Source organism: Klebsiella sp. 2-CIP_Kleb., assembly GCF_050378715.1.
Classification (GTDB): domain Bacteria; phylum Pseudomonadota; class Gammaproteobacteria; order Enterobacterales; family Enterobacteriaceae; genus Klebsiella; species Klebsiella quasipneumoniae.
The window spans coordinates 774,734-789,212 of record NZ_JBNRLG010000001.1 but is presented as its reverse complement, the minus strand read 5'-3'; the positions used below and the strand labels follow the sequence as shown (position 1 = coordinate 789,212).

Annotated in this window: 13 protein-coding genes and 1 pseudogene; 11 read left to right on the top strand and 3 right to left on the bottom strand. The window is 60.6% G+C overall.

What is annotated here, in order from left to right; translation table 11 throughout:
- Positions 1-93: 93 nt before the first annotated feature.
- The 3 genes from ACQUTP_RS03950 (at position 94) to ACQUTP_RS03940 (ending at position 4,990) form a co-directional block, all read left to right on the top strand.
- On the top strand, positions 94-708 hold the full coding sequence (locus ACQUTP_RS03950; protein WP_004203096.1) for a TetR/AcrR family transcriptional regulator: 615 nt from the start codon (positions 94-96) through the stop codon (positions 706-708).
- Between the two features lie 74 nt (positions 709-782).
- On the top strand, positions 783-1,892 hold the full coding sequence (locus ACQUTP_RS03945; RefSeq protein WP_080846885.1) for an efflux RND transporter periplasmic adaptor subunit: 1,110 nt from the start codon (positions 783-785) through the stop codon (positions 1,890-1,892).
- Complete coding sequence (locus ACQUTP_RS03940) at positions 1,889-4,990, top strand: efflux RND transporter permease subunit (protein WP_080846884.1); 3,102 nt, start codon at positions 1,889-1,891, stop codon at positions 4,988-4,990. Before ACQUTP_RS03945 ends, ACQUTP_RS03940 begins: the two co-directional genes overlap by 4 nt.
- A gap of 55 nt (positions 4,991-5,045) precedes the next feature.
- Here ACQUTP_RS03940 and lldD read toward each other — a convergent pair whose 3' ends face one another.
- On the bottom strand, positions 5,046-6,230 hold the full coding sequence (lldD, locus tag ACQUTP_RS03935; protein ID WP_017900850.1) for an FMN-dependent L-lactate dehydrogenase LldD: 1,185 nt from the start codon (positions 6,228-6,230) through the stop codon (positions 5,046-5,048).
- 288 nt (positions 6,231-6,518) lie between these two features.
- Positions 6,519-6,611, bottom strand: a pseudogene (locus ACQUTP_RS03930) (hypothetical protein); the annotation flags it as partial.
- Between ACQUTP_RS03930 and ACQUTP_RS03925 the strand changes: the two are divergent.
- The 8 genes from ACQUTP_RS03925 to ldtE all read left to right on the top strand — a co-directional run bounded on the left by ACQUTP_RS03925 (position 6,610) and on the right by ldtE (position 13,897).
- Positions 6,610-6,807 carry a hypothetical protein gene (locus tag ACQUTP_RS03925; RefSeq protein ID WP_004203090.1) on the top strand — a complete coding sequence of 66 codons (198 nt, stop codon included), beginning with the start codon at positions 6,610-6,612 and terminating at the stop codon, positions 6,805-6,807. The pseudogene ACQUTP_RS03930 and the gene ACQUTP_RS03925 sit on opposite strands and share 2 nt — an antisense overlap.
- A gap of 479 nt (positions 6,808-7,286) precedes the next feature.
- Positions 7,287-7,664: a Fe-S cluster assembly scaffold SufA gene (gene sufA / locus ACQUTP_RS03920; protein WP_004203089.1), complete on the top strand. Its 378-nt coding sequence runs from the start codon at positions 7,287-7,289 to the stop codon at positions 7,662-7,664.
- Positions 7,665-7,666: 2 nt separating this feature from the next.
- A complete protein-coding gene (gene sufB / locus ACQUTP_RS03915; protein WP_002908877.1) occupies positions 7,667-9,154 on the top strand; it encodes a Fe-S cluster assembly protein SufB in 1,488 nt (495 codons plus the stop codon).
- 16 nt (positions 9,155-9,170) lie between these two features.
- Positions 9,171-9,917, top strand: coding sequence for a Fe-S cluster assembly ATPase SufC (gene sufC / locus ACQUTP_RS03910; protein WP_004203085.1), 747 nt, complete (start codon positions 9,171-9,173; stop codon positions 9,915-9,917).
- Complete coding sequence (gene sufD, locus ACQUTP_RS03905; protein WP_048295038.1) at positions 9,892-11,166, top strand: Fe-S cluster assembly protein SufD; 1,275 nt, start codon at positions 9,892-9,894, stop codon at positions 11,164-11,166. The genes sufC and sufD overlap by 26 nt, the downstream gene beginning before the upstream one ends.
- On the top strand, positions 11,163-12,383 hold the full coding sequence (gene sufS / locus ACQUTP_RS03900) for a cysteine desulfurase SufS (RefSeq protein WP_094334570.1): 1,221 nt from the start codon (positions 11,163-11,165) through the stop codon (positions 12,381-12,383). The genes sufD and sufS overlap by 4 nt, the downstream gene beginning before the upstream one ends.
- Before the next feature lie 11 nt (positions 12,384-12,394).
- Complete coding sequence (sufE, locus tag ACQUTP_RS03895; protein ID WP_004203081.1) at positions 12,395-12,811, top strand: cysteine desulfuration protein SufE; 417 nt, start codon at positions 12,395-12,397, stop codon at positions 12,809-12,811.
- 99 nt (positions 12,812-12,910) lie between these two features.
- Positions 12,911-13,897 (top strand): L,D-transpeptidase LdtE, encoded by a 987-nt coding sequence (ldtE, locus tag ACQUTP_RS03890; RefSeq protein ID WP_004203079.1) that lies wholly within the window; start codon positions 12,911-12,913, stop codon positions 13,895-13,897.
- Between the two features lie 61 nt (positions 13,898-13,958).
- On the opposite strand, the gene ACQUTP_RS03885 is transcribed toward ldtE, so the two are convergent.
- Positions 13,959-14,195: a major outer membrane lipoprotein gene (locus ACQUTP_RS03885; protein WP_002908860.1), complete on the bottom strand. Its 237-nt coding sequence runs from the start codon at positions 14,193-14,195 to the stop codon at positions 13,959-13,961.
- Between the last annotated feature and the right edge of the window lie 284 nt (positions 14,196-14,479).

Genomic DNA, 14,479 nt, shown 5'->3' with positions numbered 1-14,479 from the left:
GCGAGAGAGGTGAGCAGGGTGGGGCGTTATTGTGACCAAATCATAATAACGTCACTCGTTGTCAAACGATAGCGATCGCATTAAGCTAAATGGATGACGAAAAATACCCCCACCCCAGCAAGCCGTGGCCCCGTTGACCACAGCGTTCGGGACCAGATTCTTGACGCGGCCATGGCGCACTTCAGTCGCTATGGCTATGAAAAGACCACGGTCACCGATCTCGCCAAAGCAATAGGCTTTTCCAAAGCCTATATCTACAAGTTTTTTGACTCCAAGCAGGCGATTGGCGAGGCAATCTGCGCCAGCCGGCTGGAGAAGATCATGGTGGCCGTCAGCGAGGCCATCGCCGATGCACCCTCCGCCAGCGAGAAGCTGCGCCGCCTGTTCCGGGCGCTGACCGAGGCCGGCAGTGAACTGTTTTTCGAGGATCGCAAACTGTACGATATCGCCGCCGTCGCGGCGCGCGATAAATGGCCCTCAACGGAGCAGTATGCCGGTCATCTGCAGCAGCTGATTGGTCAAATCCTGGTCGAAGGCCGCCAGGCGGGTGAGTTCGAGCGCAAAACCCCGCTGGATGAGGCGACCCTGGCGGTCTATATGGTGATGTGTCCTTTCATCAACCCGGTGCAGCTGCAATACAATCTCGACACCGCGCCCACCGCGGCGGTGCTGCTTGCCTCCCTGATCCTGAGAAGTCTCTCCCCCTGATTTGTGACCATTGACTTTATTGGTCACTAGTCTGAGAATGCAGTCACCAACCGGTCTTTTCATTAAGGTGACCCATGCTCAGGCCCAACGCCGTCCATCTTGCCGTCTGCCTCCTGCCGCTGGCCCTCGCGGGCTGCGGCGAACCTGCCGATCATGACGATCCCCGCACCCGGCCGCCGCTGGTGCGGGTGGCGACCGTCGAGCGCGCGGAGGCCAGCTCGCGGGCCTTTACCGGCGTGGTGGTCGCTCGTACCCAAAGCGATCTCGGCTTCCGGGTATCGGGAAAAATCCTTGCCCGGCTGGTTGAGACCGGGCAGAGCGTCCGGCGCGGTCAACTGCTGCTGCGCCTGGATCCGGCTGATCTAACCTTGCAGGCGCAGTCCCAACAGCGGGCGGTCGACGCCGCGCGGGCGCGAGCCAAAAAAGCGGCCAACGATCTGGCCCGCTATCGCGGCCTGGTGGCCAGCGGCGCCGTCTCGGCGGCGGAGTTCGACCAGATCAACGCGACGGCAGAGGCGGCGAGAGCCGACCTCAGCGCGGCCAAGGCGCAGGCAAACGTGGCGCAAAACGCCACCAACTATGCCGGACTGCTGGCGGATGCCGACGGCGTGGTGGTGGAAACGCTCGCCGAGCCGGGACAGGTGGTCAGCGCCGGGCAGGTGGTGATCCGCCTGGCGCGGGCAGGGCAGCGCGAAGCGCGGGTGCAGCTTCCGGAGACGCTGCGCCCAGCGGTCGGCAGCGAGGCGCTGGCGACACGCTATGGCAGCGAATCTCAGCCGGTCACCGCGACCCTGCGGCTGCTTTCGGACGCGGCTGACGCCGCCACCCGCACCTTTGAAGCGCGCTATGTGCTGAACGGCGCGCTGGCGAATGCGCCGCTGGGGTCAACCGTGACCCTGCGTATCAGCAGCGACCAGGGGCCAGGCGAGGTGCTGGAGGTGCCCCTGGCGTCGGTCTACGATCCGGGCAACGGCCCTGGCGTCTGGCGCATTGCATCGCGCCTGGCCACCGTCTCCTGGCAACCGGTGACGGTGATCGGCCTGAATGATGAAACGGCGCGGGTGACCGGCCCGCTGAAGCCCGGGGAGCCCATCGTCGCCCTGGGCGCCCATCTTCTGCACCAGGGCGAGACGGTGCGGCTGGCGGAACGACGCGAGCATGATGCCGACGGGAGTCAGCCATGAGCGGCGGGCGTTTTAATCTCTCCGCGCTGGCCGTCCGCGAGCGGTCGGTAACCCTGTTTTTAATTATCCTTATCTCGGTCGCCGGTCTGGTGGCCTTCTTCGGGCTCGGGCGGGCGGAAGATCCGCCCTTCACGGTCAAGCAAATGACGGTCATCACCGTCTGGCCGGGCGCCACCGCGCAGGAGATGCAGGATCAGGTCGCCGAGCCGCTGGAAAAACGGCTCCAGGAGCTGAAGTGGTACGATCGCACCGAGACCTATACCCGTCCCGGGATGGCGTTAATCACCTTATCGCTGCAGGATCAGACGCCGCCTTCCGAGGTGCCGGAGCAGTTTTATCAGGCGCGCAAAAAGCTCGGGGATGAGGCGAATAACCTGCCTGCCGGCGTCTCCGGCCCGATGATGAATGACGAATTCGCCGATGTCACCTTTGCCCTCTTTGCCCTGAAAGCGCGGGGAGAGCCGCCGCGGCAGCTGGTGCGTGACGCTGAAGCCCTGCGCCAGCAGCTGCTGCATGTACCCGGGGTGAAAAAAGTGAATATTCTCGGCGAACAGGCGGAGCGCATTTATCTCTCCTTTTCTCATGACCGTCTCGCTACCCTGGGGCTCTCGCCGGAGGCGATTTTTGCCGCGCTGAACAATCAGAATGTGCTGACCGCCGCCGGGGCCATTGAGACCCGTGGCGGGCAGATCTTTATCCGCCTCGACGGGGCGTTCGACCGCCTGCAGCAGATCCGCGACACGCCGATTATTGCCGGGGGCAGAACGCTGAAACTCGCCGATGTCGCTACGGTTGAGCGGGGGTATGAAGATCCTGCTACCTTCCTGATCCGCAATCAGGGCGAACCGGCGCTGCTGCTGGGGGTGGTGATGCGCGAGGGCTGGAATGGTCTGGCGCTGGGGAAAGCGCTGGACGCCGAAACGGACAGCATCAATCAGAGCCTGCCGCTCGGCATGTCGTTGGCCAAAGTGACCGATCAGTCGGTGAATATCAGCGCGGCGGTCGATGAGTTCATGATCAAATTTTTTGTCGCTCTGTTGGTGGTGATGGCGGTGTGCTTTGTCAGCATGGGCTGGCGCGTGGGGGTGGTGGTCGCGGCGGCGGTGCCGCTCACCCTGGCCGTGGTGTTTGTGGTGATGGCCGCCACCGGCAAAAACTTCGACCGCATCACCCTCGGCTCGCTGATCCTCGCCCTGGGGCTGCTGGTGGATGATGCCATTATCGCCATCGAAATGATGGTGGTCAAAATGGAGGAGGGGTATGACCGCCTCAAAGCCTCCGCCTATGCCTGGAGCCACACCGCGGCGCCCATGCTGGCCGGTACCCTGGTGACGGCCGTGGGCTTTATGCCCAACGGGTTTGCGCAATCCACCGCCGGGGAGTATGCCAGCAACGTGTTCTGGATCGTCGGTATCGCGCTGATTGCCTCCTGGATCGTGGCGGTGATTTTTACCCCCTGGCTGGGCGTACACCTGTTACCGGAGAGGAAGTCCGCGGCGGCAGGCCACGCCGCGCTGTATGACACTCCGCGCTATCAGCGCTTCCGCCGGCTGCTGACCCGGGTTATCGCCGGCAAATGGCGCGTGACCGCCGGGGTGGTGGTGCTGTTTATGGCGGCGTTACTGGGAATGAGCGTGGTGAAAAAGCAGTTTTTCCCCACCTCCGATCGCCCGGAAGTGCTGGTTGAGGTGCAGATGCCTTACGGGTCGTCGATTATTCAGACCAGCGCCGCGACGGCGAATATTGAGCGCTGGCTGCAGCAGCAGCCGGAGGCGAAGATTGTCACCAGCTATATCGGCCAGGGCGCGCCGCGCTTTTACCTGGCGATGGCTCCGGAATTGCCCGATCCCTCATTTGCCAAGCTGGTGGTATTGACCGACGGTCCGGCCTCGCGCGAGGCGCTTAAGCTGCGGCTGCGGGAGGCGGTGGCCAATGGCCTTGCGCCGCAGGCGCGGGTGCGCGTCACGCAGTTGGTCTTTGGCCCTTATTCGCCTTATCCAGTCGCCTGGCGGGTGATGGGGCCCGATCCGCACACCCTGCGCGACATCGCCGATCGGGTGAAAGCGGTGCTGCAGGCCAGTCCGCTGATGCGCACCGTCAATAGCGACTGGGGGTCGCGGGTACCGGTGATGCATTTCAGCCTCAATCAGGACCGGCTGCAGGCGAGTGGGCTCAGCTCCCAGGCCGTCGCCCAGCAGCTGCAGTTCCTGCTGTCAGGGATCCCCATTACCACCGTCCGGGAGGATATTCGCGCGGTGCAGGTCATCGGCCGCGCGGCGGGCGATATCCGTCTGGACCCGGCGAAAATCGCCGACTTCACTCTCGTAGGCAGCGGCGGGCAGCGGGTTCCTTTGTCGCAGATCGGTGAAGTCGACGTCAGAATGGAAGAACCCCTGCTCCGTCGTCGCGACCGCACGCCGACCATTACCGTCCGGGGAGATGTCGCAGATAACCTGCAGCCGCCGGATGTCTCCAGCGCGCTGATGAAGCCGCTGCAGCCCATTATCGACTCCCTGCCGCCGGGGTATCGCATCGAGACGGCGGGGTCGATCGAGGAGTCAGGCAAAGCCACCCGGGCAATGGTGCCGTTATTTCCGATCATGATCGCCCTCACGCTGCTGATCATTATCCTACAGGTACGTTCCCTGTCGGCGATGGTCATGGTTTTCCTGACCGCGCCGCTGGGGCTGATTGGCGTGGTGCCGACGCTGCTGTTGTTCAATCAGCCGTTTGGCATCAATGCCCTTGTGGGCCTGATCGCCCTGTCAGGGATCCTGATGCGAAATACGCTGATCCTGATTGGTCAAATCCACCATAACCAGCAGGCGGGGCTCGATCCGTTCCACGCGGTGGTGGAGGCGACGGTGCAGCGAGCCCGTCCGGTTCTGCTGACCGCGCTGGCGGCGATCCTGGCGTTCATTCCGCTGACGCATTCGGTTTTCTGGGGGACGCTCGCCTATACGCTGATTGGCGGGACGCTGGGGGGAACCATCATGACCCTTATCTTCCTGCCGGCCATGTATGCGATCGGGTTCCGCATCCGCCCCGAGCGACCGGCTGACGCAGCGCAACGTCCGGCGCTGGACCCTCAGGGGTAATTCCCCCTTGCCGGACCGGGCCAGGACACGCGGTCAGGCCCGGCCCCGGGCTGCGTCAGGCAGATAAGGATACCGGGACCGCACGGCTGCGCTGTTGATCTTTTTCCAGCCGGTCGAGGCAATCGAGGCTGATGGCGGAGGGCGAGGTGGCGCCGGTGAGGGTCATGGTGACCTTCATATCCTCGGCAAATAAGCGCAGCAGGTGCGCCACCCCCGCTTCGCCTGCGGCGGCGAGGGCATAAATATAGGCCCGACCAAGCAGGACTCCCTTCGCGCCGAGGGCGAGCAGGCGAATAACGTCCACGCCGGATCGCACTCCGGAGTCGGCAAGGACCGTCAGATCGTCGCCGACCGCATCCGCCACCCGCGGCAGCGCCCGGGCGGTGGGGATGGCGCCATCGAGCTGTCTGCCGCCGTGATTGGAGACCACAATGCCATCGGCGCCCAGCCGCACGGCATTGCGCGCATCGTCGGCATCGAGGATCCCTTTGATGATCAGCTTTCCTGGCCAGCTGTCGCGGATCCACTCCAGATCGTGCCAGGCGATGGACGGGTCGAAGTTGTTGCTGATGAACCCCATATAGTCATCCATGGTCATTTTGTGGCCGGTATAAGCTTCGATGTTACCGAACGACAGGGGTCTGCCCGCCAGGCCGACGTTCATTGCCCAGCGCGGGTGGGTGCAGGCCTGAAGATACTGTCGCAAGGTGGCGTGCGGCCCGGACATTCCTGAACGGTTATCGCGATACCGTGAGCCGGGGATCGGCATATCGACAGTGAATACCAGGGTTTTCATGCCGGCAGCCCAGGCGCGTTCCAGGGCATTACGCATATAGCCGCGATCTTTCAGTACGTACAGCTGGGACCAGAGCGCGCCGCTGGCGTGGCTCGCTACCTCCTCAATGGAGCAGACCGACACGGTGGACAGAGTGTAAGGGATCCCGGCGCGGGAGGCGGCGCGGGCCGCCTGGACTTCGCCGCGGCGGGCGTACATTCCGGTGGCCCCGACCGGCCCCAGCGCCACGGGCATCGCCCATGGGGCATCAAGGATGGTGGTGGCCAGCGTCGGCTCACCCGCTCCGCACAGCACGCGCTGGCGAAGGGCTACCGAGGCGAGCTCGGCGGCATTAGCGTTCATGGTATTTTCCGCCACCGCGCCACCGTCAATATAGTCAAAAAGGAAACGTGGCAGACGGCGACGAGCGGCTTCGCGATAATCGCTGGGGGCTGAAACAATCATGATTATATCCTTATGTCTTTTAACCTAAGTGGATGTTCTGCAGGCAAAAAAACTATAGGCTTCTAAAAGGCGGTGGGGAAATGAAATATTAGCATCCAAGCCATTCCCTAACGGAATAAACTGGATTTGTCGCTTAAATGGTTATTTCTTTTTTTTGCCTTGGGCACGCGCGTTATTTTTATTTATTTCCGCGAAGCGTGAATTCGGGCCAAATAAAAGACCCGATGTGGTGCGACAGCGTTTTGCGCTATCGCCATAGCAAGGAAGCGTGGTCAGCTCGGCGCCTGCGTTTTCCGGGAGGTGTAAAGATGGTGATTTTGAAATTGAGCAGATGCTATCTTTTGCTAGCCTTTCTGAGGAGGACAGACGGAGCGACACCATGAAAGATAAAGATGAACAAACGGCATTGATTGGCATGGCTATCGGCGCGGCGGTCATTAGCTTAGTGGCGACCCAAAAGCAGATTAATCAGGGGAGTATCGTGGATGAGCTGGTGCGGCTGGGCAGACAGAAGGGGGATGGGGTGGAGGATGAAGTTTTTGTCCAGGCCGCCCGCCTGGTGAGAAAAGGAACTTAGCCAACCGATAGCCTTCCTGGCTACCCGCTTTATCGCGGTTTATCTCCCCCGATCGCGGCCACGTCCCCCGCCAGGCCGCGACCGCCCCTGCCGAAAGCGTTGCGCCTTGACGCTTTCTGTTTACGCTTTCTCATTCCGCAGGCCAGCGCCTGTTCAGCGCGCATGGCTGCTCAGTGACGCCGTCACTTTTTTGGTTTCTACGACAAGGTTAATCAGGAAGGTGGTCTGCTGCTATCGCATAAATCGGTATTTTCGATACATCTTTGCCATTGCGTGCGGTGATAGAACGATATCAGAATTAAATATTATAAATCATATGATTAGGTTCAACTTGCGCACCCTGATAATCCCCGGGCAAGGGTCTATGCTTATAAAAAGCGCTAATTGGGGCAATACCCCTGCTGGAGAAGGGTTGAAGTGATAATCATTATCACTAACATGGCGGTATGCCTTGATGGCGCCAACCTGGAGGTCTATCGATGGAAGTACAAGCAGGAACCTTTAATCCCGCCGATTTCAGCTGGCAGGGACTGACCATGACGCCGGCCGCTGCCGCGCATATTCGCGATCTGATGCGCAAGCAACCGGATAAAAAGGGGCTACGGCTGGGTATTAAAACCAGCGGCTGCGCCGGTTTTGGCTATGTGCTCGAAATGATTGCCGAGCCGGCGCCCGACGATCTGCTCTTTGAATCTGAAGGGGCGAAGCTGTACGCGCCGCTGCAGGCGATGCCGTTCATTGATGGTACGGAGCTGGATTACGTCCGGGAAGGATTAAATGAAATCTTTAAATTTCATAACCCGAAAGCGCAGCACGAATGCGGCTGCGGCGAAAGTTTTGGGGTGCAGGCGGAGTAACTATGTCGCGTAATACTGAAGCAACAGACGATGTCAAAACCTGGACCGGCGGCCCGCTCAATTATAAAGAGGGCTTTTTCACTCGCCTGCAGACCGATGAGCTGGCCAAAGGCATTAATGAAGAAGTGGTTCGCGCCATCTCCGCCCGCCGCAATGAGCCGCAGTGGATGCTGGAGTTCCGGCTCAATGCCTACCGGGCGTGGCTGGAGATGGAAGAGCCGCACTGGCTGAAGGCGCATTACGATAAGCTGAATTATCAGGATTACAGCTACTATTCCGCCCCCTCCTGCGGCAACTGCGATGAGACCTGCGCCTCCGAGCCCGGCGCGGTGCAGCAGACCGGGGCCAACACCTTTCTGACCAGCGAGGTGGAAGAAGCCTTTAACCAGCTGGGCGTACCGGTGCGCGAAGGGCGCGAGGTGGCGGTGGACGCGATATTCGACTCGGTGTCGGTGGCGACCACCTACCGTGAAAAGCTGGCGGAGCAGGGGATCATCTTCTGCTCTTTCGGCGAGGCGATCCACGACCATCCGGAACTGGTGAAAAAGTATCTGGGGACCGTGGTGCCGGGCAATGACAACTTCTTTGCCGCGCTGAACGCCGCGGTGGCTTCGGATGGCACCTTTATCTATGTGCCGAAGGGCGTCCGCTGTCCGATGGAGCTATCGACCTATTTCCGCATCAACGCCGAAAAGACCGGCCAGTTTGAACGCACCATTCTGGTGGCCGATGAAGGCAGCTACGTCAGCTACATCGAGGGCTGCTCGGCGCCAGTGCGCGACAGCTATCAACTGCACGCCGCGGTGGTGGAGGTCATCATCCATAAAGACGCGGAAGTGAAATACTCCACGGTGCAGAACTGGTTCCCGGGGGACAACAACACCGGAGGGATCCTCAACTTTGTCACCAAGCGCGCCCTGTGCGAAGGGGAGAACAGCAAAATGTCATGGACCCAGTCGGAAACCGGCTCGGCCATCACCTGGAAATACCCCAGCTGCATCCTGCGCGGCGATAACTCGATCGGCGAATTCTTTTCGGTGGCGCTGACCAGCGGCCATCAGCAGGCGGACACCGGCACGAAAATGATCCATATCGGCAAGAACACCCGCTCGACCATCATCTCGAAAGGGATCTCCGCCGGACACAGCCAGAATAGCTATCGCGGGCTGGTCAAAATCATGCCGACCGCCACCAATGCCCGCAACTATACCCAGTGCGATTCAATGCTGATCGGCCCGGACTGTGGGGCGCATACCTTCCCCTATGTCGAATGTCGCAACAACAGCGCTCAGCTGGAACACGAAGCGACCACCTCGCGGATCGGTGAGGACCAGCTGTTCTACTGCCTGCAGCGCGGGATCAGCGAAGACGATGCCATCTCGATGATCGTCAACGGCTTCTGTAAAGACGTCTTCTCCGAACTGCCGCTGGAGTTCGCCGTAGAGGCGCAAAAATTGCTGGCCATTAGCCTTGAGCATAGCGTCGGCTGATAATTAAGGAAAAAAGATGTTAAGTATTCAAGATTTACATGTCGCCGTCGAAGATAAAGCGATCCTGCGCGGGCTGAACCTTGAGGTGCGTCCGGGGGAGGTCCACGCCATTATGGGGCCAAACGGCTCGGGGAAAAGTACGCTTTCGGCCACTCTGGCCGGGCGCGAAGATTACGAGGTCACCGGCGGCAGCGTCGAATTTAAGGGCAAAAACCTGCTGGAGCTCGCCCCGGAAGATCGCGCCGGGGAAGGCATCTTTATGGCCTTCCAGTATCCGGTGGAGATCCCCGGCGTCAGCAACCAGTTCTTCCTGCAGACTGCGCTGAATGCCGTACGCAGCTATCGCGGCCAGGAGCCGCTGGATCGCTTCGATTTCCAGGACCTGATGGAAGAGAAAATTAAGCTGCTGCAGATGCCGGAAGATCTGCTGACCCGTTCGGTGAACGTGGGTTTCTCCGGCGGCGAGAAAAAGCGCAACGACATTCTGCAGATGGCGGTGCTTGAGCCGGAGCTGTGCATTCTCGATGAATCGGATTCCGGGCTGGACATCGATGCTCTGAAAATCGTCTCCCAGGGCGTGAACGCGCTGCGCGACGGCAAACGCGCCTTCATCATCGTCACCCACTATCAGCGCATCCTTGACTATATCAAGCCGGACTATGTCCATGTGCTCTATCAGGGGCGGATTGTGAAGTCGGGGGATTTCACCCTCGTCAAACAGCTGGAGGAGCAGGGCTATGGCTGGCTTACCGAACAGCAGTAACGCGCTGCAGCAGTGGCACCATCTGTTTGAAGCGCAGGGCGACCAGCGTACGCCGGAGGCCAGCCAGCATCTGCAGCAGTTGTTGCGCCTGGGGCTGCCGACGCGCAAGCAGGAGGACTGGAAATACACCCCGCTGGACGCGCTACTTAACGGCCGCTTCGTCGCCGAGGAGGGGGCGTCGCTCAGCGCCGAACAGCGTGACGCGCTGGCGCTGCCGCTGGACGCCTGGCGTCTGGTGTTTATCGACGGCCGCTATCATCCTGAGCTGAGCGACGATCTCGCCGCCAGCGGCGTGGAGGTTAGCGTTGATAACCAGCGCCAGCATCTGCCGGATGCCCTGCAGCCGGAAGTGTTTCTCCATCTGACCGAAAGCCTGGCGCAGTCGGTGACCCGCCTTCGCGTGCCGCGCAACCGTCGCCTGGATAAGCCGCTGCTGCTGATGCATATCACCCGCGGCCTGGCCGGCGATGCGCTGAATACCGCCCACTATCGTCACCATCTGACGCTGGAGAGCGGGGCGGAGGCGACGATTGTCGAGCATTACCTCAGTTTCGATGAGCAACCGCACTTCACCGGCGGGCGGCTGACCATGACGGTGGCGGACAACGCACGCCTGCAGCACATCAAGCTGGCGTTCGAGAACGCGCATAGCTACCACTTCGCCCATAACGACCTGCAGCTGGGCCGCGACGCCTCGGCCTTCAGCAGCAGTTTCCTGCTCGGCGGCCAGGTGCTGCGTCACCACACCAGCACGCGTCTGGGCGGCGAAAATAGCGACCTGCGCCTTAATTCGCTGGCGATGCCGGTAAAAAATGAGGTCTGCGACAGCCGCACCTGGCTGGATCACCAGGTGGGGTACTGCACCAGCCGCCAGCTGCACAAAACCATCGTCAGCGATAAGGGCCGGGCGGTGTTTAACGGGCTGATCAACGTCGCGCCGCACGCGCTGAAAACCGACGGCCAGATGACCAACAACAATCTGCTGCTCGGGCGGCTGGCGGAAGTCGACACCAAACCGCAGCTGGAGATTTACGCCGATGACGTGAAATGCAGCCACGGGGCGACGGTCGGGCGCATAGACGAAGAACAGCTGTTCTATCTGCGCTCGCGCGGGATTGAACAGCAGGCGGCGCAGCAGATGATCCTCTACGCCTTCGCCGCCGAGCTTACCGAAGCTATCCGCAGCGACGCGCTCAGAGAGCAGGTGCTGGCGCGAATTGGAGAGCGTTTGCCGGGAGGCACAGCATGACATTTTCAGTAGAACGGGTTCGCGCCGATTTTCCGGTACTGAGCCGGGAGGTCAACGGCCAGCCGCTGGTCTATCTTGACAGCGCCGCCAGCGCCCAGAAACCGGAGGCGGTGATCGGCGCCGAAGCGGAATTCTATCGTCACGGCTACGCGGCGGTGCATCGTGGGATCCATACCCTCAGCGCGGAAGCCACCGCGCGGATGGAAGCGGTGCGCCAGCAGGCGGCCACTTTCCTTAACGCCGGATCGGCGGAGGAGCTGGTATTCGTGCGCGGCACCACCGAGGGCATCAACCTGGTGGCCAACAGCTGGGGAAATGCCAACGTCGGCGCCGGGGATAACATCATCATCAGCGAGATGGAGCACCACGCCAACATCGTACCGTGGCAGATGCTCTGCGCCAGGGTGGGGGCAGAGCTGCGGGTGATCCCCCTCAACCCGGACGGCACCCTGCAGCTGGACGTGGTTCCCGGGCTGTTTGACCAGCGTACCCGCCTGCTGGCGATCACCGAAGTCTCCAACGTGCTGGGCACCGAAAACCCGCTGTCGGCGCTGATTGCCCTTGCGCATCAGCATGGCGCGAAAGTACTGGTGGACGGCGCTCAGGCGGTGATGCACCACCCGGTGGACGTTCAGGCGCTGGGTTGTGATTTTTATGTCTTCTCCGCCCACAAATTGTATGGTCCGACCGGGATCGGCGTGCTCTACGCCCGGGCCGAGCTGCTGCAGACCATGGCGCCTTGGGAAGGGGGCGGGTCGATGATCGCCACCGTCAGCCTGACGGAGGGCACCACCTGGAACCAGGCGCCGTGGCGCTTTGAGGCCGGCACGCCGAATACCGGCGGGATCATTGGCTTCGGCGCCGCGCTGAGCTACGTCAGCCAACTGGGACTGACGCAGATCGCCGAATACGAACAGACGCTGATGCGCTACGCGCTGGAGGCCCTGCGCGCGGTGCCGGACCTGATCCTCTACGGTCCGGCGCAGCGCAAAGGGGTGATTGCCTTTAACCTCGGCCAGCATCACGCCTATGACGTCGGCAGCTTCCTCGATAACTACGGGATCGCCGTGCGGACCGGGCACCACTGCGCCATGCCGTTGATGGCCCGCTATCAGGTACCGGCCATGTGTCGGGCGTCGCTGGCCATGTACAATACCACGGAAGAGGTGGACCGCCTGGTGGCCGGCCTCCAGCGGATCCACAAACTATTAGGGTAAAGGACGTGACGATGACGGCATTACCGGACAAAGATAAACTGTTGCGCAATTTTAGCCGTTGCGCCAACTGGGAAGAGAAGTATCTCTATATTATTGAGCTGGGCCAGCGGCTGGCGCCGCTGAGCGACGCGGAGCACAGCCCGCAGAATATTATTCAGGGCTGTCAAAGCCAGGTATGGATCGTGATGGCGCAGGATCCTTCCGGCGTTGTCACCCTGCGCGGCGACAGCGATGCGGCGATTGTCAAAGGGCTGATTGCGGTGGTGTTTATCCTTTATGACCGGATGACCGCCCAGGACATCGTCGAGTTCGACGTCCGCCCGTGGTTTGAAAAAATGGCTCTCACCCAGCATCTTACCCCCTCCCGCTCGCAGGGCCTCGAAGCCATGATCCGCGCGATACGCGCGAAAGCCGCAAATATTAGCTAGAATAAACAGGTAGATTTCATTCTGTTACGTCCGGCAGGGCGCTGACCCTGCCGCCGTTCAGTCTCCTGGCGTTTTATCAGCGAAAGAAGGAATCTCAGTATGAAACGCAAAACGATGATCACCTTAGCCCTTCTCAGCGCCCTTGGCGCCTCCCCGGCCGCCTGGGCCGTCGACTACCCGCTGCCTCCGGCTAACAGCCGGCTGATTGGCCAGAACCAGTACTGGACGGTTCAGGAGAGCGATCGCAACCTGCAGGCGATTGCCCGCCATTTCGATACCGCGGCGATGCTGATCCTCGAAGCCAACGATACCATTGCGCCGGTGCAGCCGAAGCCCGGGACCCAGGTGCTGATCCCTTCGCAGATGCTGCTGCCTGACGCGCCGCGGGAGGGGATTGTCGTCAACCTCGCGGAGCTGCGGCTGTACTACTTCCCGCCGGGAGAGAATCAGGTCCAGGTTTATCCCCTGGGCATCGGCCAGTTAGGACTGGAAACCCCGGAGATGACCACCCGCGTCGGGCAGAAGATCCCTAACCCGACCTGGACACCCACCGCCGGCATCCGTGCGCGCTCGCTGGAGAAAGGGGTGACGCTGCCGGCGGTGGTGCCGGCCGGGCCGAATAACCCGCTGGGTCGCTATGCGCTGCGTCTGGCCTACGGTAACGGCGAATATCTCATCCACGGGACTAACGCCCCGGACAGCGTTGGGCTGCGCGTCAGCTCGGGCTGTATGCGGATGAACGCTGATGACATCAAGGCGCTGTTCAGTCAGGTGAAAACCGGGACGCCAGTGCGGATCATCAATCAGCCGGTGAAGTTTGCCGTCGAACCGGATGGTAAACGCTACGTAGAGGTCCACAGGCCGCTGTCGCAGACGGAAGGGGAAAACACCCGGACCATCGCTTACACGCTGCCAGCGGCGTTTCACGCCTTCGCAGAGGATAAAGCGGTGGATGACCAGCAGTTGAAAAAAGCGATGTCGAGAAGGGCGGGCTATCCGGTGGTGGTATCGACGGGGGCGGGGAGCGCGGCGACGTCGCTGTCGGCGCAGAACAGTTCGTCTGATAACGGCCTGCTCACCCAGTAGCCCTCAGCGCGAGGGCAAAAAAAATGGCGCACTGAGTGCGCCATTTTTATTACCAGAACTCTTACTTACGGTAAGAGTGAGCCTGGTTGTCCAGACGCTGGTTAGCGCGAGCTGCGTCGTCTTTAGCAGCCTGAACGTCGGAACGCATTGCGTTCACGTCGTTGCTCAGCTGGTCAACTTTAGCGTTCAGAGTCTGAACGTCAGAAGACAGCTGATCGATTTTAGCATTGCTGGAGCAACCAGCCAGCAGAGTAGAACCCAGGATTACCGCGCCCAGTACCAGTTTAGTACGATTCATTATTAATACCCTCTAGATTGAGTTAATCTCCATGTAGCGTTACAAGTATTACACAAACTTTTTTGGGATGAGAATATTTTTTTTACCTGAACGCACTTATTTTTGATCGTTCGCTCAAAGAAGCATCGAATTGGTCAAAATCGCTGAAAAAGGCGAGTGAAAACAGCGCGCTTCCATCGGATTCATCTTAGATAATCTCTTATTAAATAGTAAATTCCGATTTGCATTTTTAATAGGAAGAGCTAGCCGATGAATAAAAAAAAAGCGCCCCGAGAGGCGCTTTA